The following is a 23,211-nucleotide window of genomic DNA, read 5'->3' on the forward strand; positions in this document are numbered from 1 at the left end:
ATGGTGGCGGGCGAGCCGGTCGAGGGCGACCGCGTCGAACTCGTCGTCGGGGCGGTCGCGCACGGCGGGCACTGCGTGGCCCGGCACGACGGGCAGGTGGTCTTCGTCCGGCACGCCCTGCCCGGCGAGCGGGTGGTCGCCGAGATCACCGAACTGCACCGCGGCTACCTGCGCGCCGACGCGGTGGCGGTCCTCGACCCGGCGCCGGACCGGGTGCCGCCGCCGTGCCCGTACGCCCGGCCGCAGCTGTGCGGCGGCTGCGATCTCCAACACGTCGCGCCGGCCGCGCAGCTGGTCTGGAAGGCCGACGTCGTACGCGAACAGCTGCACCGCCTCGGCGGGCTGACCCCCGACGAGGTCGCCGACCTGGGGGTGACGGTCGAGGCGCTGCCGGGCGGTCCGCTCGGCTGGCGGACCCGGGTGCGGTACGCCGTCGACGCGGCCGGCCGGGCCGGACTGCTGCGCCACCGCACCCACCAGGTCGTGCCCGTCGACCGCTGCCTGATCGCGCACCCCGCCGTACGGGAACTGCCGGTACTGGCCGCCGCCGGCCGGCGCTGGCCGGCGGCCGACGGGGTGGAGACGGTCGCGTCGTCCGGCGGCGACGTGACCGTACGCGCCCTCGCCGGCGACACCGCGACCGTCGTCGACGGGCCCGCGACGGTGACCGAACGGGCCGCCGGCCGGGACTGGCGGCTGCCGGCGGAGGCGTTCTGGCAGGTGCACCCGGCGGCGGCCGACGCCCTGGTCGGTGCCGTGGTCGACCTGCTCGACCCGCGGCCGGGGGAGTCGGCCTGGGACCTGTACGGCGGTGCCGGGCTCTTCGCCGCGGCGGTGGCCGGGCGGGTCGGGCCGGCGGCCCGGATCACGCTGGTCGAGGCGGCGCCGGTGGGCGTCGCGGCGGCCCGCGACAACCTGCGTGACCTGCCGCGGGTCGAGATCGTGGCGGCGCGGGTCGAGACCGCGCTGGCCCGCCGCCGGATCACCGGACCGGTCGACCTGGTGGTGCTCGACCCGCCGCGGGCCGGCGCCGGGGCCGCGGTGGTACGCGCGCTGGTCGGGGCGACCCGACGGGCGGTCGCGTACGTCGCCTGCGATCCGGCGGCCTTCGCCCGCGACGTGGCGACATTCCGGTCCGCCGGCTGGCGGCTGGCGGAGCTGCGGGCGTTCGACCTGTTTCCGATGACCCAGCACGTGGAGTGCGTCGGCCTGCTCCTCCCACCCCGCTGACCGCCCCGCCCCCGACCGCCGCGCGCTGACCCCCACACCGCCGACCCCCACACCGCCGCGCGCCGACCGCCGCGCGGAGCGGTCGGCGGGCGGCGCCCGTGGTGGCGGATCTATCGATGTCCGGTTCGGCCGGACGGTGCCCCGGTTCGGCCGATCGGCCCGACGGTGACGACTACCCGGCGTCATCAATCCGACCACTGGACGTAGTTGCGCCCGGGAGGCGCGCCTCCGTACCGGATGCCTCGTTAGCTGGTCGGGACGCACATCGTGCCCACCGTCCGCCGGTGAAGCCCATCGATAAATGGGGTCCTTTTTTGCAACCTCCTTGGAGGACGTTGTGCTTCGTACGTTGTCAGCCGCCGTCACGGCGGGTCTGTTGGGAGTCGGGTTGATGGGGCTGGCCGCCGCGCCGGCCGCATACGGCGCCGAGGTGAACGTGGCGTCGACGCCCACGTGCAGGCCGTGGGAGGGGGCGAGAACAGCACCACCGGCGGCGAGGACCGGGAGCGTTGCCGTCCGGACCGGAAGGACTACAGCCTGTCGGTCAAGCACGACAAGGGCGAGGAGTACGCCGTCCTGCGGATCCGCAACGAGTCGTCGAAGGGCGAAGAGTACGTCCTGAGCAGCGACCGGGACAAGGACAAGAAGATCAAGGGCTACGTGAAGGCCCACGACGACGACTACCAGCGCGTCAAGTGGGAGCCCGGAACGACCTGGACGCTGTACATCGCCGGCTTCAGGTACAGCGAGACGCTGGGACACAAGCCGACGCACAAGCCGACCCACCGGCCCACGCACAAGCCCACGCACAAGCCGACGCACAGCCCGACGCACACGCCGACCCACAAGCCGACGCACAAGCCGACCGCGACGCCGACGAAGAAGGACGAGCTGCCGGTGACCGGTGCCTCGACCTCGACCGCGGCGGGCGTCGGGCTGGCCCTGGTCGGGGCGGGTGCGGTGGCCCTGCTCGTCGGCCGCCTGCGCCGCCGGGTGGAGTAGCTCGTAGCCGACCGGTTTCGGGTCCCGCGGGCGTGTCGCCCGCGGGACCCGCGGCGTCCGTGGGGTGTCCGGGCGGGAAACCACGGTCGGGCGCGGTCGGTGCCCGCGAACCGTCGGCGGGGTGGGTGCCCGCGGCCCGTCAGGCGGAGTGGGCGGCGGCCGGTCAGGCGGAGTGGGCGGCGGCCGGTCAGGCGGCGTGGGCGGCGGACGGCGGGGCGGAGACCGGCCGGACGGCCGGCGCGGCGCCGGTGCCGAACCGGTCACGCAGTCTGATCCAGGCGACGACCAGCAGGATCACGGGCAGCAGGGGCAGTGCGACAAGGGTGACGAGGAGCAGGGCGAGGACCTGGCCGGTGGCGGCGGCGCCGGGACGGGCGGGATGCCGGGGACGGTCGACAGGGGCGGCATGGCGTTACCTTCGGAGAACGTGCGGTTACCTTCGGAGAGCGTGTGTCACCCGCGGAGAGTGGATGTCACCTTCGGAGAGTGTGTGGTTACCCTCAGCGTACGTCCGCTGTGCCGGTCCGCCGTTTTTGTTGACCGATCGGGTGACGTCCGGGTGTGTGGAATCACCCCGGAACGGCGGGCTTGTCGAATCTGGCGACGGGTGCGGGTAGGGCACTCGGGGGCCACCTCCGTCGATCTTGTCTCGGGCTGCGCCGGTGGCCGGCACCGATAGACTGTCCGGTCATGAGCGTTGAAGAAGGTCCGGCCGGCGACGGTCGTCTGGTGAGCACGGTCCGCGGCCCGCAGGACGTCAAGCGCATGTCGGTCGAGGAGTTGGAGATCCTCGCCGCGGAGATCCGGGACTTCCTGGTGGCGAAGGTCTCACGCACCGGCGGTCACCTCGGACCCAACCTCGGCGTCGTCGAGCTGACCATCGCGATGCACCGGGTCTTCGACTCGCCCCGCGACAAGTTCCTGTTCGACACCGGCCACCAGGCGTACGTACACAAGATGCTGACCGGCCGGCAGGAGGGCTTCGACCAGCTCCGCCAGCGCGGCGGCCTGTCCGGCTACCCGAGCCAGGCCGAGAGCGAGCACGACCTGATCGAGAACTCGCACGCCTCGACCGCGCTGTCCTACGCCGACGGGCTCGCCAAGGCGTTCGCCCTACGCGGCGAGCAGCGCAGCGTGGTGGCCGTGGTCGGCGACGGCGCGCTGACCGGCGGCATGTGCTGGGAGGCGCTGAACAACATCGCCGGTGCCCGCAACCCGCTGGTCATCGTCGTCAACGACAACGGCCGGTCGTACGCGCCGACGATCGGCGGCCTGGCCGACCACCTGTCCGCGCTGCGGCTCAACCCCGGCTACGAGAAGGTCCTCGACCTGGTCAAGGAGTCGCTCGGCTCGACGCCGCTGGTCGGCAAGCCGATGTACGAGGTGCTGCACGCGGTCAAGAAGGGGATCAAGGACGCGGTCTCCCCGCAGACGATGTTCGAGGACCTCGGCCTGAAGTACGTCGGCCCGATCGACGGCCACGACGTCGTCGCCGTCGAGTCGGCGCTGCGCAAGGCCAAGGGCTTCGGCGGCCCCGTCATCGTGCACGCGGTCACCCGCAAGGGGTATGGCTACCGGCCGGCCGAGGAGGACGAGGCCGACTGCCTGCACGGCCCGAGCAGCGCGTTCGACGTCGAGACCGGCAAGCTGCTGGCCGCCCCGTCGGTGAAGTGGACCCACGTCTTCGCCGAGGAACTGGTCGACATCGCCGACGAGCGTCCCGACGTGGTCGGGATCACCGCCGCGATGGCCGAGCCGACCGGTATCGCCGCGCTGGCCCGCAAGTATCCCGAGCGCACCTACGACGTCGGCATCGCCGAGCAGCACGCCGCCACCTCGGCGGCCGGGCTGGCGCTCGGTGGCCTGCACCCGGTCGTGGCGGTCTACGCGACCTTCCTCAACCGGGCCTTCGACCAGGTGCTGCTCGACGTTGCCATGCACAAACTGCCGGTCACCTTCGTGCTCGACCGGGCCGGCGTCACCGGCCCGGACGGGCCGAGCCACTACGGCATCTGGGACATGTCGGTCTTCGGGGTGGTGCCCGGCCTGCGGATCGCCGCCCCCCGCGACGCCGCCACCCTGCGCGAGGAGTTGCGCGAGGCGGTCGCCGTCGACGACGGCCCGACCATCCTGCGCTTCCCGACCGGTTCCGTCGCCGCCGACCTGCCGGCCGTGCGCCGGGTCGGCCCGGTCGACGTGCTCACCGAGGCCGAGCGCAAGGACGTGCTGCTCGTCGCGGTCGGTGCCTTCGGGCAGCTCGGTGTCCAGGTGGCGGCCCGGGTCGCCGAGCAGGGCTACGGCGTGACCGTGGTCGACCCGCGCTGGGTCCGTCCGGTCCCGGCCGAGCTGGTCACCCTGGCCGCCGGCCACCGGCTGGTGGTCACCGTAGAGGACGGGGTACGCAACGGTGGCGTCGGTGACGCGCTGGCCAAGGAGCTGCGCGACGCCGACGTCCGGGTGCCGCTGCGTGATCTCGGCGTGCCGGCCCAGTGGCACCCGCACGGCACCCGGGCCCAGATCCTCGGCGACCTCGGGCTGACCGCGCAGGACGTGGCCCGCCAGGTGACCGGCTGGGTGTCCCGGCTCGACGACGCCGGCGAGCGGGAGCTGCCGGTGCCGGCGCCCGACGCCTGGGGCGTACAGGCCAAGTGATCCACCGATGAAAATCCCCCGGACCGGGCCCGGTCCGGGGGATTTCTCGTTCGCGGCTACTTCTCGACGGTGCGGGTCTCCAGCCGGCCGTCGACGCTGACCCGGAAGGTCTGCCTGCGGTCGGCCTTCGGCACGACCGCCAGGCCGCGCTGCTCCAGCACCGGCCGGACCCCGTCGGGCAGCTGGAGTACGGCGTCGTCGTCCTCGTCGTTCCAGCTCAGCACCACGTACGTCTGACCCTGGATCTCGATCTCGTACGCCTGCACCGCGGCCACCGTGTCCGCCTTGGAGACGGCCGGCGTGCCGTTCTCCGGGCGGAACACCGCCGCGTAGGTGGTGCCCTCCTGGCTGCGCCAGGTGAGCCGGTCGAACCGTCCGGCGAGCGGGCCGGACTCGACCTCGCCCAGGTTGACCTGGTAGATCGACTCGATCGGCCACGAGGCGGGAACCCGTGGGTAGGAGCGCCCGTCGGCCGGGTTCGGGTCGATGCTGCCGAAGGCGATGTCCTCGCCGGCGAGCGCGCAGGTGTCGAGGTCCTCCAGCGCGGTCGCGCCGCGCCCGTCGCGGTCCGGGACCACCGGGTAGCGGGGCGGCTCGACGGCGCTGCCGAGGTCGAGCAGTTCGTCGTTGGCGGTGCCGCGGGGCAGCGACTCGGTGGCCCGCAGGCGCACGGCGACCGGGGTCGCCGTGCAGCGCTGTACGCCGACCGGGTCGGTCAGCCCGTCGCTCACCCGTAGCGGGCGCCCGTTCGGGCCGGTGACCTGCTCGACCCGGGCCGAGGTCAGGTAGCGGGTGGTGTCGTCCAGCCGGACCGGGAGCAGGTCGGAATAGACGAGGTAGCCGGGATCGGTGTACTGCGCCGCGTTGGTCACCGTCAGCCCGTCGCCGGTGCCGTCGAGTTGGAGCAGCCAGGACGCGCCGTAGACCGGCACGTCGGCGGCGACCACGGCGAGGGTCCGGCCGTCGATCTCGCCGAGCCAGAGGATGCCGGAGGTCTCGAGCCGGGGCCGGTCGCCGGCGGGGGTGCGCCAGGCGTCGACCGCGTCGGCGACCGCCCGGTGGGCGGCGCCGTCGCCGGACAGGCCGCCGCGGGCCGGCCAGACCTGGAGTTGACCGTCGAGTGTGTAGTGACCCACCGGCAGCGCCTGCTCCGGGGGCACCTCTCCGGTGCCGCCGCACGCCGCGACTCCGCCCACGATGGCGGCTGCCAGGCCGATGCCCAGCAGGCCGCGCCGGACCGAGATCATGTGAGGTCCCCCTGTCGACCCGGATGTCCGGTGCCACATCGTACGGGACCGGGCTGGTAGACCGAGGCAGCACATGTGAATAAGACGTTCATCAATTCGTTTCCCGTTGTTCGGTTGCCTCGACGGGCATAACTGCGGATCCGGGCCGCGGGAAGCGGATATCTTCCCGCCCGGCTCGGCGCCCGATCGGATCCGCTAACATGCCAGCCATCATGACCTCCGCGGAACCCAACGTGGACGCCACTGCCGACCGCAATGGCGGCACCGCGTCCCACAGCCCGGACCATTCCCGTCGTTCCTTCCGGCTTCTGCGTATCGGCCGCGCCCAACTCGGTGACCTGGTCGCGTACGGCACCTACCTCGCGCTCGGCGTGCTGGTGATGGGACGGCTCTGGCTCGACCCCTACAACCGGGTGCTGACCGGTAACGAGGACGATCACGGGCTGCACATGTTCCTGATCGCGCACTCCGAACGGGTGATCTTCCACTTCGAGAATCCGTTGTGGTCCGAACGGCTCGGTGTGCCGGACGGCGTGAACATGATGTCCAACACCTCGATGATGGCACTGGGTATCCCTGTTTCGCCCATCACCCATTTCTTCGGCGCGGCGGTCTCTGTCGTCCTGCTGCTCACCCTCAGCCTCGCCGGCACCGCGGCCGCCTGGTACTGGGTGCTCAGCCGGCACTTCGTCCGTTCCCGCGCCGCAGCCTACATCGGCGGCCTGTGGTGCGGCTTCGCCCCGACGATGATCTCGCACGCCAACGGGCACATCAACTTCGTCGCGCACTTCCTCGTCCCGTTCATCGTCTGGCGTGCCCTGAAGCTACGCGAGCCGGGCCGGGTGGTGCGCAACAGCGTCATCCTGGCCGTCTTCATCGTGCTCCAGATCTTCATCAACGAGGAGGCGCTGCTCTTCGCCGCGATGGCGCTGGGCGTCTTCGTGCTGTCGTACGCGGCGATGCGGCCGGCGGAGGCGAAGGCCGCGCTCAGGCCGATGCTCGCCGGACTCGGCGTCACCGCCGTGCTGTCGTTCGTGGTGCTGGCGTACCCGCTGTGGTGGCAGTTCTTCGGGCCCGGCCACTACCGCGGTCTGCCGTACGACCCGGACGCCTTCGTCACCGACCTGGCGGCCTACCCGGCGTTCGCCCGACAGTCGCTCGCCGGTGACCCGGCGACCGTCGAGGTGCTCAGCAACAGCCCGACCGAGGACAACTCGTTCTTCGGCTGGCCGGTGCTGATCCTGCTGGCGGTCGCCGTACCGCTGATCTGGCGCTCGGTGGCGTCCCGCGCGGTGCTGATCACCGGCCTGTTCTTCGCGGTGATCTCGCTCGGCCCGACGCTGGTCTACAAGGGCGAGGACACCGGCATCAAGCTGCCGTTCTGGCTGATCAGCGAGGTGCCGGTGATCGACCTGGTCAGCGTGACCCGGTTCGCGATCGTCGCCACGTTCGCCGCCGGCGTCGTCCTCGCGCTGGCCGCCGACCGGATCATGGACCTCGCACCGGACACCGCCGTCGCCGGCCACCGGATCGCCCGACCGGCGAAGATCGTGTGGTGGGTGGCGCTGGTCGCCGCGTTCATCCCGGTCGCCCCGCTGCCCGCCCCGGTACGCGGCGTCGAGCCGCTGCCCGACTTCATCGCCTCCGGCCAGTGGCGGCCGTACGTCCCGGAGGGCCGCACCCTGGTGCCGGTGCCGCTGGCCGACGTCACCCGGGGCCGGCTCGGCATGCGCTGGTCGGCACTGTCCGATCTGGAGTTCCAGGCGCCGCGCGGCTACTTCATGGGACCCGCCGACCCGCCCCACAACATCGACGGCTCGTGGGGCCAGGCCCAGCGGCCCACCTCGCTGCTGCTCCAGGAGGTCTCCCGCAACGGCGTGATCCCGCCGATCGGCGAGGCGGAGCGGCAGGCGGCCCGCGAAGACCTGATCTACTGGCGGGCGGGCGTCGTGGTCCTCGGCGAGCAGCGCCGGGTCGAGGAGTTGCGGGTGGCGATGACCGAGCTCATGGGCGAGCCGCCGCAGCGGGTCGACGACGTCTGGCTGTGGGACGTACGTGACCTGCCGGTTCCTCCGAAGAATTGAGATCAGATCCGCGATAGGGGCATGAAATGGACGGCTGGTCCAGATCGGCGACCCGGTGATGAGTACGATCCGAGACACTATGACCGTCGCGGACAGCTCTCCCGAATTCCTGCTCGACCGGCCGAAGCCGGCCGCGCCCGATGACGTGACCGACGGCGTCGCCCCCGGCCGGGGCAGGCCGACCGCCGGCCGGGTGTGGCGGTGGTCGAAGCGGCGTGCCGACCTCCTGATCGTGGCGGTCTACGTGGTCACCGCCGTGTGGGTGACCGGCCGGCTGTGGGTCGACCCGGCCGGGCGGGTCGCCCCCGCGCTGCAGAGCGACCCGTCGCTCATGCAGTGGTTCCTGGCCCACGCGGTGCGGGTGGTGACCCACGGCGAGAACCCGCTCTTCACCGAGCGGATGAACGTGCCCGACGGCGTCAACCTGATGGCCAACACGCCGATGCTCGGCCTGAGCCTGCCGATGGTGCCGGTCACCATGCTCTTCGGCCCGGCCGTCGCGTTCGTGACGCTGGTGACCCTGATGCTGTCGGGGACCGCGGCCGCCTGGTACTTCGTGCTGTCCCGGCACCTCGTCTCGTCGCGGGCCGCCGCCGCGGTCGGCGGCTGGTTCTGCGGCTTCTGCCCGGCGATGCTGGCGCACGCCAACTGGCACCCGAACATCATCGGCCAGGTCCTGGTGCCGTTCATCGTGTGGCGGGTGCTGGTGCTGTGCCGGCCCGGCGCACGGCCGGTACGCGACGGCCTCATCCTCGCCGCCCTGGTCGTCTACCAGGCGTTCATCAACGAGGAGATCCTGCTCTTCACCGCGCTCGCGTGTGCCGTGTTCCTGCTGGCGTACGTGCTCCAGCGGCGGGAGATGTGGGCACCGGCGTGGCGCCGGTTGCTCGGCGGGCTCGCGGTCTGCGCGGTGGTCGCCGGCGCGCTGCTGGCCTACCCGCTCTACGTGCAGTTCGCCGGCCCGCAGAACTACCAGGGCATCCAGGTCGCGCACTTCGGCAACGACCTGGCCGCGTTCACCAGTTTCGGTACGCCGACGTTGGGCGGCAACGAACTCGCCAACCAGAACCTCGCCCCGAACCCGTCGGAGGAGAACTCGTTCTTCGGCTGGCCGCTGGTGCTGCTCCTGGTCGTCCTGACCGTCTGGCTCTGGCGGGACGCGGTCGTCCGGGCACTCGCCTTCAGCGCGCTCTTCTTCGCCCTGCTCTCGCTCGGCTCGGTCGTGTCCTACCAGGGGCGCGAGATCGGCCCCGGCCCGTGGGCGCTCTTCGTGCACCTGCCACTGCTGCACTTCGTCGTACCCACCCGGTTCGGGATGATCGCCTCGACCCTGGTCGGCGTCATCCTCGCGGTGGCCACCGACCGGGTGCTGAGCCGTCGGGCGGCCGGTGTGCCCGGCGTCAGCCGGCGGGCCTGGGCGCTGGCCCTGGCGATGGCGCTGGTGCCGCTGATCCCGGTCGCGCTGCCGGCGCGGGGCCGGCCGGCCGTGCCGGACTTCGTCACGTCCGGCACCTGGCGGTCCTACGTGGCCGAGGGGCAGACCGTGGTGCCGGTGCCGGTCACCGAGAACGGCAACGCCGACGGGCTGCGCTGGGCCGCCGCCACCCGGCTCGACATGTCGGTGCCGCGCGGCTACTTCCTCGGCCCGAGCAACGGGCAGGACGGTGACGTCGCCGCGTTCGGCGCCCCGCCGAGCCAGGGTGCCGGCCTGCTCGCCCGGGTGGCGGTGTCCGGGGTGCCCGCCGACGTGGACGACCGGCAGCGCCGGCTGTTCATCGACGACCTGCGCTACTGGAACGCCGCGATCGTGGTGCTGCCGGTCCGGCACCTGCAGGCGCCGGCGCTGCGCCGGACGGTCGAGGACCTGCTCGGCCCGGGCCAGCGGGTGGACGACGTCTGGGTCTGGGACGTGCGGGAGATCGCCACGCCGCGGCGTACCGAAACAATCAGGTGATGGATTAAAGCTAAGGAACCGGACTAATCCCTCTTTCGGCTACCATCCGAAAATCATGACCACCCCGAACGACCATTCGAAGACGGCTGTCGACGTCGAGGCCCGCGAACCGGGGCAGGCCCCGGGATCGCCGGCCGGCCCGACCGGCGGGACCGGCCGCTGGGCGGTCGCCCGCGCCCGCCGGTACGCCGACCTGATCGTCGTCGCGGCGTACCTGGTCACCGCCGTGTGGGTGACCGGGCGGCTCTGGCTGGACCCGGCGGGCCGGGTCGGGCCGGAGCACGCCAGCGACCCCGCCCAGGGCCAGTTCTTCCTGGCCCACGCGGTCCGGGTGGTCACCAGGGGGCAGTACCCGTTCTACACCGACCTGATGAACTTCCCCGACGGCGTCAACCTGATGGCCAACACCTCGATGCTCGGCCTGACGCTGCCGATGGTGCCGGTGACGATGCTGTTCGGGCCGCCGGTCTCGTTCGCCGTCATGATCACCGTCGGGCTGGCCGGCACCGCCGCCGCCTGGTACTTCGTACTCTCCCGGTACATCGTGTCGTCGCGGATCGCCGCCGCCGTCGGCGGCGCCTTCTGCGGCTTCTGCCCGGCCATGCTCGGCCACGGCAACTGGCACCCCAACATCGTCGGGCAGTTCCTGGTGCCGTTCATCGTCTGGCGGGTCCTGGTCATGTGCCGGCCCGGCACCCGCCCGGTACGCGACGGACTCATCCTCGCCGCCCTGGTGATCTACCAGGTGTTCATCAACGAGGAGATCCTGCTCTTCACCGCCATGGCCTGCGGCGTCTTCCTGCTGGCGTACGTGGCGCAGCGGCGGGAACTGCTGCGACCGGCCTGGAAACCGCTGCTCGCCGGGCTGGCCGTGTGCGGCGTCGTCGCCGGTACGGTGCTGGCCTACCCGCTCTACGTGCAGTTCCTCGGCCCGCAGAGCTACAGCGGCCTCAAGGACGCCGTGCCGCACCACGGCAACGACATCGCCGCCTACTTCAACGCCGGCTCCACCACACTGGCCGGCGACCCGGTCGCCAACAAGGGACTGGCCCCCAACTACTCCGAGGAGAACGCGTTCTTCGGCTGGCCGTTGGTCGTCCTGCTCCTGGTCACCGTGGTCTGGCTGCGCAAGGACGTGCTGATCCGTACCCTCGCCGCCACCGGGCTGCTCTTCGCGGTGCTGTCGCTCGGCGAGGAACTGCAGTGGCGTGGGAACGACCTCTTCCCCGGCCCGTGGGCGCTGCTCGTGCACGTGCCGCTGCTCGACTCGGTCGTGCCCACCCGGTTCGGGCTGATCACGTCGGCCGTCGTCGGCGTACTGCTCGCGGTGGCCACCGAGCGGGCCCTGGCCGACCGGGTGCCCGAACCGCAGCGCCGGCTGCGTCGCCGGGCCTGGGTCGCGGCGCTGCTCATCGCGCTCGTCCCGCTCCTTCCGCTGCCCTACCGCGAGGTCGGCCGGCCGCCGGTGCCGTCGTTCATCACCTCCGGCCAGTGGCGACCGTACGTCGCGCCGGGGCAGACCCTGGTCCCGCTGCCGCTACCCGAACTCGGCAGCCCCGACGGCCTGCGCTGGGCGGCGTCGCAGAACCTGGACTTCGCCATCCCGCGCGGCTACTTCCTCGGCCCGCGCAACGGCGTCGCCGGCGACCCGGGCGGCTTCGGCGCGCCGCCGACCGTCACGTCCAACCTGCTACGCCGGGTCGCCGCCAGCGGCCTGCCGACCCCGGTCGGCGAGGAGACCAAGCGACGGATCGAGGACGACCTGCGCTACTGGAACGCGGCGATCGTCGTGCTGCCGGTCGACCAGCGGCGGGCCGACGCCCTGCGCACCACCATGGAGGACGTTCTCGGGCCGGCCGAGCGGGTCGACGACGTCTGGCTCTGGGACGTACGCGGGCTGACCACCCGCTGACCCCGTACCGCCGCGGCGGTCACCAGTTCGCCTGCGGGGGAGCGGGCGGCAACGGCACCCCGGCGGGGCGGATCACGTACGTCAGCCCGTGACTGCCCCCGCGCCAGGCCGCCTCCAGCGCCGCCCGCGGCACGGTCCGGCGCACCGCCGCGTCGGTCGGCCAGTTGGGGTCGTTGAGCACCGGCTCGCCGTCGGTGGTGAAACCGGCCACGACCAGCAGGTGCCCACCGGTGTCGTAGTCGAGGCCGGGCACCTGGCCGCGGCGGAACGTCACCGAGATCACCAACGGGATGCCGGCGGCGACGAACAGTTCCGCCTCGGCCAGGCCGCGCAGCCGGGTCACGAACGCGTCCAGGCCGAACGTGCCGGCGTACGCGGTGTTGAACGGCCAGTTCCCGGTGCCCCGGTAGGCGTGGTCGTAGCACCGCCGGGCGGCGTGGTCGACCCAGGGCGCCGGGTCGTCCGGCCCCACCCAGGCGTGGTCGGCCGGCGCCGGCACCGCCCCCCAGAAGGCCATGACCATCGCCGTCGAGGTGGGGCTGCACCAGGCCCGGCCGCCGCCGTCGAGGTGCGGATGATGGTCCAGGTGCCGCCGCTGCGAGAAGCGGGGTACGTCCAGCACGGTGCCCCACGCCGCGGACGTACCCGCCCGGGTCCCGACCGGCACGGCGCGCGGGCGGACCGGCGCGGCCCGGTCGGGTGGCGCCGGCGGTCGCGGCCCGCTCCCGTCGGGTGGTGCCGGGTCCCGCGGCCCGGACGGGCCGAGCGGGCGCGGTCCGGCCGGGGCCGCCGGTGCGGTGGCGACCGCGCCGGCCGACCACAGCGCCGGGGTGGCGTCGCCGCCGGCCGCCCGCAGCAGGATCACCCGCAGCCACCAGCCGGTCCATTCCCGGCCGGGCGCGACGGTGACCACGTCGGCGTCGACCCGCGCGTCCGGGTCCGCCTGGCCCGGCCGGGAACTCGGCCGTACGTCCGCGTCGTCGGCCGCCCAGGTGCCCAGGTCGTACCAGCGGGTCGGCCGGCCGGCCCGGTCGGCGCCGCGCAGCTCGACCCTGATCCAGCTTCCGGCCGGGGTGTCGGCCGTCCACGACGGCACCACCCCGGCGATCGGGAAACCCGGCTCGACCAGCGGTGACGTCCAGGTCGCCAGCTCGTACGCCCCGGTGGCGCCGGTGTGCGGATCGGTGTACGTCAGCGTGCCGGCCGGGGAGTCGAAGGCGATCCCGTCGGTCCGGGGAACCGCGCCGGACAGGGTTCCGGCGGCCAGTTCCGCCGCGCCACGGAAACCCCGGTAGGCGATGTCCGGGCCGGTCTGCTGCACGGGCGACTCCTGGCACCGGGGAACCACGCCGAAGATCCTTGCCGGGAAGTCTGGCGTACCGGAAGGTTCTTTGCAACGTCGCGCTGCCGCCACAGGTTGTCCCGCGGCAGTAGGTTGAATCCGCCGGGGGTGGCGGCGTTCCGGAAGGAGGCGCTGATGCGGGTGCTGGTGGTCGAGGACGAGCACAATCTCGCCGACGCGATCGCCCGCGGCCTGCGCCGCCGGGGGATGGCCGTCGACGTCGCCTACGACGGCAACGCCGGCCACGAGATGGCGTTCGTGACCCGCTACGACGTGGTCGTCCTCGACCGCGACCTGCCCGGCGTGCACGGTGACCAGATCTGCGCCGACCTCGCCGCCTCCGGAGCGCTGACCCGGGTGCTCATGCTCACCGCCAGCGGCACCGTCGCCGACCGGGTCGAGGGCCTGTCCCTGGGCGCCGACGACTACCTGCCCAAACCGTTCGCCTTCGACGAGCTGGTCGCCCGCGTACAGGCCCTCGGCCGGCGGGCCACCCCGCCGGCGCCTCCGGTGCTCACCCTCGCCGACCTGGTCGTCGACCCGGCCCGGCGGGTCGCCAGCCGGGGCGGTGCCCCGGTCGACCTCACCCGTAAGGAGTTCGGCGTGCTGGAGGAGCTGCTCAAGGCCAGAGGAGCCGTCGTCTCCAGCGAGGAACTGCTCGAACGGGTCTGGGACGCCAACACCGACCCCTTCACCACGACCGTGCGGGTCACCGTCATGACGCTACGCCGGAAGCTCGGCGACCCACCGCTGATCGAGACCGTCGTCGGCGCCGGCTACCGGATGCCCGACCCGTACCTGTCATGACCGAGGTGGGCACATGACCGAGCGGAGCGAGGGGGACGCATGACCGAGCGGAGCGAGGGCATCGGTTGGCTCGGGTCTGGTCATGCGGGCGCCGAGCGGAGCGAGGGGGTCGCATGACCGTCTATCGGGCCGGGCGTCGGTCCCGGCTGCGGCCCACCCTGCGGCTGCGGCTCACCCTGCTCAACGGGGTCCTGCTGGTCGGGGCCGGTGCCGTGCTGATGGTGCTCGCCTGGCTGCTGGTCGACGACGCGCTGCACCCCGCCGACGACCTCCTGCCCGGCACCACCGTCGTGCTCGCCGACGGGCAGACCCTCGACGCCCGGGTGTGGCAGGAGCACGTCGTCGACGCCGTCTCCGGCGAACTGCTCGCCAAGGGGCTGGTGGCGCTTCTGGCCATCAGCGTCGTCGGCGTCGCCGGGGCGTACGTGGTCGCCGGCCGGGCATTGCGCCCGCTGCACCAGGTCACCGCCACCGCTCAGCGGCTGCGGGAGGAGACGCTGGAGGAGCGGATCCGCTACACCGGTGCCGACGACGAGGTCGCCGAGCTCGCCGCCACGTTCGACGCGATGCTGGACCGGATCGGCGAGGCGTTCGAGGCGCAGAAGAGGTTCGTCGCCAACGCCTCCCACGAACTGCGTACGCCGCTGGCCGTGATGCGTACCGAGATCGACGTGACGCTGGCCGACGACGAGGCCGACGCCGCCGAGTTCCGGCGGATGGCCACCGTGGTCCGCGACGCCTCCGAGCGGGCCAACGGGCTGGTCGACGCGCTGCTGGTGCTGGCCAGCAGCGAGGCGCAGTCCGGCCGTCGGCTCAGCCGCAAGGTGCCCACCGACCTGGCCTGCGGGGTCAGCGCCGCGCTGTCGGCGACCAGCGCCGAGGCCCAGCGGCTCAAGTTGCGGGTCACCGCCACGCTCGGGCCGGCCCAGGTGGTCGGTGATCCGAGCCTGCTGGAGCGGCTAGCCGGCAATCTCGTCGAGAACGCCGTCCGTTACAACCACCTGCACGGCGAGCTGTGGGTCCGGACCGGTTCGGACGACGGCCACGTCCACCTGGTGGTCGGCAACACCGGCTTCGAGGTCGACCCCGCCGACGTGCCCGGACTGTTCGAGCCGTTCCGGCGCGGCGGCCGGGAACGCACCGGCGCGCGGGGGTCCGGGCTGGGGCTGTCGATCGTACGGGCGGTCTGCGACGCGCACCGCGGCACGGTCAGCGCGGTCGCGCAGCCCGGCGGCGGCCTGGAGGTGACGGTGACGCTGCCGGCGGCCGACACCACGCCGGTCGTCGCCGCGTCGGCGGCGGTGGGACCACCGGCGGCGGCGCCGACCACCTCGCCCGTCGACCGGGGCTGACCCGACCGGCTTTCACCCCGGGCGTCCCGCCCGGGTCGACCCGTGGCCCGGCGACGTCGAGATCGGATGTCGGTCGCCGGACCCGAGGCTCCGGGACGGACCTGTCGCACGCCGGGGCAGGGCGGTGTTCCCGGCTCCCGCCGCCACGTCCGAGCGTTCCGGATCCCGTACGCCGGCGAGGTCTCCGTGGCCGCGACCGGCAAACTCAAGGTTCGCTCAAGTCCCCGCGATCGCACGATCGTCGATGCGATTGATGCGCATACGCTCGCCGCACCTGACCTGCCCACAGCCTGCGGGATCCGTCCCGCACCGGGGCCGGAGACGGTATCAACCACACGCAGAAGGAGGGCGCATGCGACGCAGACGACTGCGCATCGCATTTCTCGCGCTACCCGCCATGCTGGGGAGCGTCCTCATAGGTACCCCGCCCGCGGGCGCGGATCCTGTGGAGTCCACGTCCACGGCCGGCTCGGCGCACTCCCACCACGACCATCCGGAGTCGGCACAGCTCGTACGCATCGGGCTGACCGGCGCGGACATGCTGGACAAGGTGGTCGACGCGGGATTCGACATCGACCACGGCCTCAAGCGGGTGCCGACCGGCATCGAGGGCGAGGCGGTGGTGACCGCCGAGCAGATCACCGAACTCGAGGCGATGGGCGTCAAGATCCTCGCCGAGGATGAGGGCTTCGAATGGCCCGAGGAGGCCGACGGCGGCTTCGGCGCCGGCGCGGCCGCCGCACGGACCGTCCAGCCGCTCAGCCACGCGCAGACCGTACGGGTGGTCCGCGCCGACTGGTTCACCACGAAGGGCCAGGGCTTCCTCTACGTCGAGGCGCGGACCACCGAAGGACAGCAGGCCAGCCCGGTCGTCATGATGCAGCTCGAGAACGACTCGGGTCAGGGCAGCTCGTTCGGCTTCGCGCGGACCATGAGCCGGTTCGTCGACTCCGGACAGTACATGTTCCATCGAAATCTGTTCAAACTCGACACCCGTCCGAGCCAGATCCGGGTCACGAGCTCGACCGGGGGCGTCACCACCGGCAGCGTCTCCAACTGGCTCGAGGACGCTCCGCCGCCGCTGACGGAGAACCCGGGCTACCAGTACGACTTCATCGACGGCTACAAGCACCCGCAGCAGCTCTTCAGCCGGGCCGAGGAGATCGCCCGGCAGTACCCGGACATCGCCCAGATCATCTACCTGCCGAACAAGACGAACGGCTACCAGCGCAAGGCGCAGGCCACGATCGGCGGCACCGGGCAGGCCGCGGTCGTCGTCAGCTCGGCGGCATGGGGCCACGAGGGTGGCAACGACGTCACCGTCGAGTTCGTGGAGCGGCCGGGGGCCGACCTTCCGCTCACCGTCGAGGTGGCGGGCAAGGCGGTCCGGGTCCTGCTCGCGAAGGATGCCGCGGGCGCGGTCGCGAGCACCGCCGCGGAGGTGGCGGCGGCGGTGGAGACCGGGTCCCAGGGCCTCATCGACCGGGCGCACCCGTACCGCACCAACACCGGCACCGGCATCGTCGTGCCGACGTCCGGCCCGGTGGCGCTGACCGACTTCCTCGACGAGAAGCGGGTCGGCGCGCCGGAGGGCGAGGTGCCCCGTGGCCCGGCCACGGTTCCCGTCCTGCGGATCGGCAAGCACCGCGACGGCCGGAACCCCGGTGTCCTGATCCAGGCGCAGGACCACGCCCGCGAGTGGGTGCCCGCGACGACCACGTTGGAGACCGCCGAGCGCCTGGTCCGCAACTACAAGACCGACAAGGACACGAAGAAGATCGTCAACGACACCGACATCTTCCTCATCCTGTCGAACAACCCCGACGGGGCGAACTACAGCTTCTACAACTTCGCGTCGCAGCGTAAGAACCTGACGAACCACTGCCCGGATGCGGACGCGGATCCGGCCCGGCGCAACTCCTGGGGCGTCGACCTGAACCGGAACTACCGGGTCGGGTCGGCTCACGACGGCTACGCGGGCGGGTCGTTCAGCTGCATCAGCGGCACCTACCAGGGGCCGGAGAAGCTGTCCGAGCCGGAGGCGGAGAACATCGTCTGGCTGGTCGAGGAGTACTCGAACATCAAGTTCATGATGTCGGTGCACTCCAACGGCGGCCAGTTGTTCTGGCAGCCCGGCGCCTACATCGCGGACGGGCGGATCACCACGCCGCGCCCGCCGATGGGTGACGAGGCGTTCTACTGGCAGTCGGCCTCCAGGATCCTGTCGCAGGTCAAGGCGTACCGGGAGACCGTCGTCACGCCGGAGAACGTCGGCGGCTCGTCGGACGTCCTCTACTCCTCGGCGGGCAACGTGCGCGAGGACCTCTACCACACCTACGGGATCTACGCCTTCGGCTGGGAGGTCGGTGGCTCCATCTACAACCCGACCACCGGCAACTGGCAGGGCGGCTCCTTCCAGCCGCCGTGGGTCGGTGATCCGGCCCTCGTCAGCGGTCACTCCGAGACGATGGAGTACGCCAACGGGATCATGGAGATGTTCCGGATCGCGGCGGAATGGGGCAAGGACAAGAAGAAGCCGACGTCCGAGCTCGTTCCCGGCGGCGGGAAGTACTCCGGGCCGGTCGACGTGCGCTTCGAGACGAGCGAGCCGGCGACCATCTACTACACGACGGACGGCAGCCGGCCCACACTCGATTCGCCCCGCTACGAATCGACCGACTTCCGTGAGCCGGGGCAGGTCTTCCACGTGACCGAGACCACGACGTTCCGCTGGTTCTCGGTCGACACCGCCGGCAACGTCGAGAAGAACTACGACCCGGAGAACGGCAACCGCAACAACTACCGGATGGCGACGATCACGATCGGCCAGCGGTAGTCCGACACACATCGCCCCGTCGGCCCGGGTTCGCCCGGGCCGGCGGGGCGATGACGTGATCCCACCGCGACGGACGGCACCGGGCGGACCGCGTTCGCCGACCCGGGCTAGCGGAAGCTCCAGCGCTGGCCGGTGGCGCCGGTGCAGCGGGTGATGGTGAGTTGCGGCGCCCCGTTGGGTGCCACCGGGCCGCCCGCCCCGCTGCGGTCGTGCAGGCAGAGCCGGGACGCGACGTGCACGACCGAGCCGTCGGACCGGAACTGCCAGGCCGGCCGGTCCCCCCGGCCGCACCGCCGCAGTTGTACGGGACTGCTCGCGCCGTTGCCGGCCGGGCCCATGCACATCCGATGCATCTGCACGGCGCCGTCGTCCTGGAAGCTCCAGTGCTGGGCGCCGGTGCCGTTGCAGGGGGCCATGGTGATCGGATTGCCGTGGTTGGTGTTGTCGCGCATGTTGTCGACGCACAGTCCGGACGTACCGACGATGCGGCCGCTGCGCGGCGCGGCGAACGGCGTCGCGGGGCTGGTCGGCGCCGCCGCCGTCGGGCTGGCGCCGCCGGGGGTCGCCGACGGGCCCGGCGAGGCACTGCGCTCGGACCGGCTGGCGGGCGCGGCCGAGGTCGTCCGCGGGCCGGCGCTGCGGACCGGGTCGGGCAGCGCCGACGGTTCGCCGGTCCGCCCGTCGGTGGCCGTGGCGGGCGCCCAGCCCGGTGCGCCGTCGGCGACCGGCTGCGTGTCCGGCGTCTCCGGTCCGCCGGTACGCGCCAGCGCGATCGGTGCCGCCACCACGACGGCGATGGCGGTGCCGATCAGCACCAGCCGGTCGCGGGTCCGCAGCCGGGCCAGCCGGCCGGCGAGCCCGCCGCCGGCCGTACCGGTTCCGGCCGGTTCCCCGGTGACGCCGCCGGGCCGGCGGCGGTCGGTCCCACCGTCGCGCGCGCCCGGGGGCGGGCCGACGGCCGGTACGGCCGCCGCCGGGAACTCCCACGTCATGGTCATGCTGTCGTCGGGCTCGGGTGCGCCGGACCGGTCGGCCGGCCGGTCGACGTAGGGCCGGACCAGCACGGGTTCGTCGCCCGCGGGGCAGGTGTCACAGGTCGGGCGGGTCGACGGCGTGCCGCAGGTGGCGCATGGGTGCGGGTCGGTCGCCGGTCCGGTCATCGGGCTCCCCGCCCGCCGGTCCGTGTCACAGCCACCGTCATCGCCGCCACACCCGTCCGTGCCCCCGATCCACAGTGTCCGATCAGACCCGGACCGACCCTGCCACAGTCGGCGGCGTTCATGCACCGGCGTCCGGTTGAGAGCCGGCTGCCGTTCGGCCGATCAGCCGGCGGATCCCGGCCGGACAGCAAGATCCGCGTGATCAGAGACCTCGTCGCGTGGCGCGCCGGCGACACGCGCGATTTGGTCCCTGATCACGCGGATCATGGGGTGGGGGGACGGTCAGGCTGGGAGGGAGGCGGCGCCCCTGGGGAGGAAGCGGCCGCCGGTCACCGACTCCGAGGTGCCGGTGCGGTCCAGGTACGGGGTCACGCCGCCGAGATGGAACGGCCAGCCGGCACCGAGGATCATGCACAGGTCGATGTCCTGCGGCTGCGCGACCACGCCCTCGTCGAGCATCAGCCGGACCTCCCGGGCGAGCGCGTCCAGCGCCCGCTGGCGGACCTCCTCGGCGGTCAGCGGGGCCGAGCCGACCTCGAACAGCGCGGCGACCTCGGGGTCGATCTCGCCGTCCCGGTCGGTCAGCGGCTTGCCCGACTCGACGACGCGGGCCAGGTTGGGGCTCACCGCGAACCGGTCCGGGAACGCCGCGTGCAGCGTCTCGGCGACGTGCAGCGCGACCGCCGGACCGACCATGGTGAGCAGCGTCAGCGGGCGCATCGGCAGACCCAGCGGGTCGAGCGCGGTGTTGGCGACCTCCAGCGGGGTGCCGGCGTCGACGGCGGCGAACGTCTCGCCGAGGAACCGGGTCAGCAGCCGGTTGACCACGAACGACGGGGCGTCCTTGACCAGCACGCACGACTTGCGCAGCTTCTTGCCGACCGCGAACGCGGTGGCCAGCGCCACGTCGTCGGTACGCTCCGCGCGCACGATCTCGACCAGCGGCATCACCGACACCGGGTTGAAGAAGTGCACACCGACGACCCGCTGCGGGTGCTCCAGGTCGGCGGCCATGGCGGTGACCGACAGCGACGAGGTGTTGGTGGCCAGGATCGCCTCCGGCGAGACGATCTTCTCCAGTTCCGCCCAGACCTGCTTCTTGATCTCCAGGTTCTCGAAGACCGCCTCGATGACGAAGTCCGCGTCGGCGAAGACCGACTTGTCGACCGATCCGGAGACCAGGCCGCGCAGCTTGGCGGCCGTACCCTCGTCCAGTCGGCCCTTGCCGACCAGCTTGTCCACCTGGGCGTGGACGTAGGCCACGCCCTTGTCGACGCGGGCCTGGTCGAGGTCGGTGAGGACCACCGGGACCTGGAGCCGGCGCAGGAAGAGCAGGGCGAGCTGCGACGCCATCAGGCCGGCGCCGACGATGCCGACCTTGGTGACCTCGCGGGCCAGTGCGGGGTCCGGCGCGCCGGCCGGCCGCTTGGCCCGCCGCTGCACCAGGTCGAACGAGTAGAGGCTGCTGCGCAGTTCCTCACCCATGATCAGGTCGGCGAGCGCCTCGTCCTCGGCGGCGGTGCCGGTGGCGAAGTCGGCGTCCTTGGCCAGCGCGAGCAGGTCGAGGGCCCGGTTGGCCGCCGGGACCGCGCCGTGCAGCTTCTCGTCCAGGGCGTGCCGGGCGAAGAACAGCACGCCGTCCCACATCTCCCGGTCGACCTCCGGCCGCTCCACGGTGACCGCGCCCCGGACCACGCCGGCCGCCCATTCCAGCGACCGCTCCAGGAAGTCGGCCGGCGCGAAGAGTTCGTCGGCGATGCCCAGCTCGCGGGCCTGGGCCGGCCGCAGCGTCTTCTGGGTCAGCGGGTTCTGCAGGATGACCTGGGCGGCGCCGGCGATGCCGATCAGGTCGGGCAGCAGCTGGGTGCCGCCCCAGCCGGGCACCAGGCCGATGCCGACCTCGGGCAGGGCCAGCGCGGCGGCGCCGCCGGACACGGTGCGGTAGTGGCAGTGCAGCGCCAACTCCAGGCCACCGCCCATCGCCGCCCCGTTGACGAACGCGAACGTCGGTACGGCGCAGTCGCGCAGCCGGGCGAAGATCCGGTGGCCGAGCCGGCCCAGCTCGACCGCCTGCTCCCGGTTCTGGATCAGCGGTACGCCGGTGATGTCGGCGCCGACGCAGAAGATGTACGGCTTGCCGGTGACCGCGATGAAGGCGGGGTCGGCGGCGAGCGCCGCGGTGATCGCCTCGTCGAGGCTGGCCAGTCCGGCGGGGCCGAAGCTGTTCGGCTTGGTGTGGTCGTGGCCGTTGTCGAGGGTGATCAGCGCGGCCGGCTTCTCCAGGCCGGGTACGGCGATCTGCCGCAGCAGCGCCCGGGTGACCACCTCGTCGGGGTTCTGCAGGCTCACTTCTGCGCACCTTCCCAGTTCGGGTTCTCCCAGATGACGGTCCCGCCCATGCCGATGCCGATGCACATGGCGGTGATGCCGTAGCGCACCTCGGGGTGCTCGGCGAACTGCCGGCTGAGCTGCGTCATCAGCCGTACGCCGGACGAGGCGAGCGGGTGCCCGACGGCGATCGCACCGCCCCACTGGTTGACCCGCGGGTCGTCGTCGGCGATGTTGAAGTGGTCGAGGAAGGCGAGCACCTGTACGGCGAACGCCTCGTTGAGTTCGAACAGGCCGATGTCGTCGATGGTGAGCCCGGCGATGCGCAGCGCCTTCTCGGTGGACGGGATCGGGCCGACGCCCATCACCTCCGGCTCGACGCCGACGAAGCCGTACGACACCAGCCGCATGCCGATCGGCAGGCCCAGTTCGCGGGCCACGTCCTCGGCGGCGATCAGGCTGGCGGTGGCGCCGTCGTTGAGGCCGGCCGCGTTGCCCGCGGTCACCTTGCCGTGCGGGCGGAACGGGGTCTTCAGCGTGGCGAGCTTCTCCAGGGAGGTGTCGCGGGGCGCCTCGTCGACGGTCGCCAGCCCCCAGCCGCTGGGGTCGCGTACGGCCACCGGCACCAGGTCGTCGGTGAGCTTGCCGTTGGCGTACGCCTTGGCGGTCTTGACCTGCGAGGCGAGCGCGTACGCGTCGGTGCGCTCCTTGGTGATGTGCGGTACCCGGTCGTGCAGGTTCTCCGCGGTGGCGCCCATGACCAGGGCGGACGGGTCGACGAGCTTCTCGGCGAGGATGCGCGGGTTGGGGTCGACGCCCTCGCCCATCGGGTGCCGGCCCATGTGCTCGACGCCGCCGGCGATGGCGACGTCGTACGCGCCCATCGCGATGCCGCCGGCGACCGTGGTGACGGCGGTCATCGCGCCGGCACACATCCGGTCGATCGCGTAGCCGGGGACGGTCTTGGGCAGGCCGGCGAGCAGGGCGGCGGTACGCCCGATGGTCAACCCCTGGTCGCCGATCTGGGTGGTGGCGGCGATGGCCACCTCCTCGACCCGGTCCGGCGGGAGTTGCGGGTTGCGTCGCAGGAGTTCGCGGATGCAGCGGATCACCAGGTCGTCGGCGCGGGTGTTGGCGTACATGCCACCCGCCTTGCCGAACGGGGTGCGGACGCCGTCGACGAAGACGACATCGCGGACTTCACGGGGCACTTGTGAGCCTCCTTGCCGGCACGGTGGTGTACCCCGGATGCTACTCGTCGGTAACTATCGGCGTCAGCGTCGGGTCTGTGGCGCGGACCACAGA

At 72.5% G+C, this 23,211-nt stretch carries 14 protein-coding genes; 9 read left to right on the forward strand and 5 right to left on the reverse strand.

The genetic code is table 11. The annotated features are described in order from the left end of the window. From Prubr_RS20570 to dxs, 3 genes are all read left to right on the forward strand, one after another. On the forward strand, nt 1–1,230 hold the full coding sequence (locus tag Prubr_RS20570) for a class I SAM-dependent RNA methyltransferase (RefSeq protein WP_212828316.1): 1,230 nt from the start codon (nt 1–3) through the stop codon (nt 1,228–1,230). Nucleotides 1,231–1,692: 462 nt separating this feature from the next. Then, the gene (locus tag Prubr_RS20575; RefSeq protein ID WP_246567415.1) at nt 1,693–2,232 is read left to right on the forward strand and encodes a PT domain-containing protein; all 540 of its coding nucleotides are present in this window, start codon (nt 1,693–1,695) and stop codon (nt 2,230–2,232) included. A gap of 690 nt (nt 2,233–2,922) precedes the next feature. Continuing rightward, nucleotides 2,923–4,884 (forward strand): 1-deoxy-D-xylulose-5-phosphate synthase, encoded by a 1,962-nt coding sequence (dxs, locus tag Prubr_RS20580; RefSeq protein ID WP_212816550.1) that lies wholly within the window; start codon nt 2,923–2,925, stop codon nt 4,882–4,884. Between the two features lie 56 nt (nt 4,885–4,940). Here dxs and Prubr_RS20585 read toward each other — a convergent pair whose 3' ends face one another. Further along, nucleotides 4,941–6,131 carry a hypothetical protein gene (locus Prubr_RS20585; protein WP_212816551.1) on the reverse strand — a complete coding sequence of 397 codons (1,191 nt, stop codon included), beginning with the start codon at nt 6,129–6,131 and terminating at the stop codon, nt 4,941–4,943. 212 nt (nt 6,132–6,343) lie between these two features. Here Prubr_RS20585 and Prubr_RS20590 point away from each other — a divergent pair, with 212 nt between their 5' ends. The 3 genes from Prubr_RS20590 to Prubr_RS20600 all read left to right on the forward strand — a co-directional run bounded on the left by Prubr_RS20590 (nt 6,344) and on the right by Prubr_RS20600 (nt 12,081). Further along, a complete protein-coding gene (locus tag Prubr_RS20590; RefSeq protein WP_212816552.1) occupies nt 6,344–8,215 on the forward strand; it encodes a DUF6311 domain-containing protein in 1,872 nt (623 codons plus the stop codon). A gap of 79 nt (nt 8,216–8,294) precedes the next feature. Then, a complete protein-coding gene (locus Prubr_RS20595) occupies nt 8,295–10,169 on the forward strand; it encodes a DUF6311 domain-containing protein (RefSeq protein ID WP_246567417.1) in 1,875 nt (624 codons plus the stop codon). Nucleotides 10,170–10,224: 55 nt separating this feature from the next. After that, nucleotides 10,225–12,081 carry a DUF6311 domain-containing protein gene (locus Prubr_RS20600; protein ID WP_246567420.1) on the forward strand — a complete coding sequence of 619 codons (1,857 nt, stop codon included), beginning with the start codon at nt 10,225–10,227 and terminating at the stop codon, nt 12,079–12,081. A gap of 19 nt (nt 12,082–12,100) precedes the next feature. Here the strand turns inward: Prubr_RS20600 and Prubr_RS20605 are convergent, their stop codons facing one another. Continuing rightward, the gene (locus tag Prubr_RS20605) at nt 12,101–13,402 is read right to left on the reverse strand and encodes a peptidase C39 family protein (protein WP_212816553.1); all 1,302 of its coding nucleotides are present in this window, start codon (nt 13,400–13,402) and stop codon (nt 12,101–12,103) included. A gap of 156 nt (nt 13,403–13,558) precedes the next feature. Between Prubr_RS20605 and Prubr_RS20610 the strand changes: the two genes are divergently transcribed. The 3 genes from Prubr_RS20610 (at nt 13,559) to Prubr_RS20620 (ending at nt 18,418) form a co-directional block, all read left to right on the forward strand. Beyond that, entirely contained in the window at nt 13,559–14,230 is a 672-nt protein-coding gene (locus Prubr_RS20610) for a response regulator transcription factor (RefSeq protein WP_212816554.1), read from the forward strand. Between the two features lie 113 nt (nt 14,231–14,343). Further along, complete coding sequence (locus Prubr_RS20615; protein WP_212816555.1) at nt 14,344–15,582, forward strand: sensor histidine kinase; 1,239 nt, start codon at nt 14,344–14,346, stop codon at nt 15,580–15,582. Nucleotides 15,583–15,934: 352 nt separating this feature from the next. Next, nucleotides 15,935–18,418 carry a M14 family metallopeptidase gene (locus Prubr_RS20620; protein WP_212816556.1) on the forward strand — a complete coding sequence of 828 codons (2,484 nt, stop codon included), beginning with the start codon at nt 15,935–15,937 and terminating at the stop codon, nt 18,416–18,418. Between the two features lie 107 nt (nt 18,419–18,525). Here Prubr_RS20620 and Prubr_RS20625 read toward each other — a convergent pair whose 3' ends face one another. The 3 genes from Prubr_RS20625 to Prubr_RS20635 form a co-directional block, all read right to left on the reverse strand. After that, nucleotides 18,526–19,578: an RICIN domain-containing protein gene (locus tag Prubr_RS20625; protein WP_212816557.1), complete on the reverse strand. Its 1,053-nt coding sequence runs from the start codon at nt 19,576–19,578 to the stop codon at nt 18,526–18,528. A 282-nt stretch (nt 19,579–19,860) separates the two neighbouring features. Then, entirely contained in the window at nt 19,861–21,927 is a 2,067-nt protein-coding gene (locus Prubr_RS20630) for a 3-hydroxyacyl-CoA dehydrogenase NAD-binding domain-containing protein (protein WP_212816558.1), read from the reverse strand. Beyond that, nucleotides 21,924–23,117: a thiolase family protein gene (locus tag Prubr_RS20635; RefSeq protein ID WP_212816559.1), complete on the reverse strand. Its 1,194-nt coding sequence runs from the start codon at nt 23,115–23,117 to the stop codon at nt 21,924–21,926. Before Prubr_RS20635 ends, Prubr_RS20630 begins: the two co-directional genes overlap by 4 nt. Nucleotides 23,118–23,211: the final 94 nt, after the last annotated feature.

This window comes from Polymorphospora rubra, from assembly GCF_018324255.1.
Classification (GTDB): domain Bacteria; phylum Actinomycetota; class Actinomycetes; order Mycobacteriales; family Micromonosporaceae; genus Polymorphospora; species Polymorphospora rubra.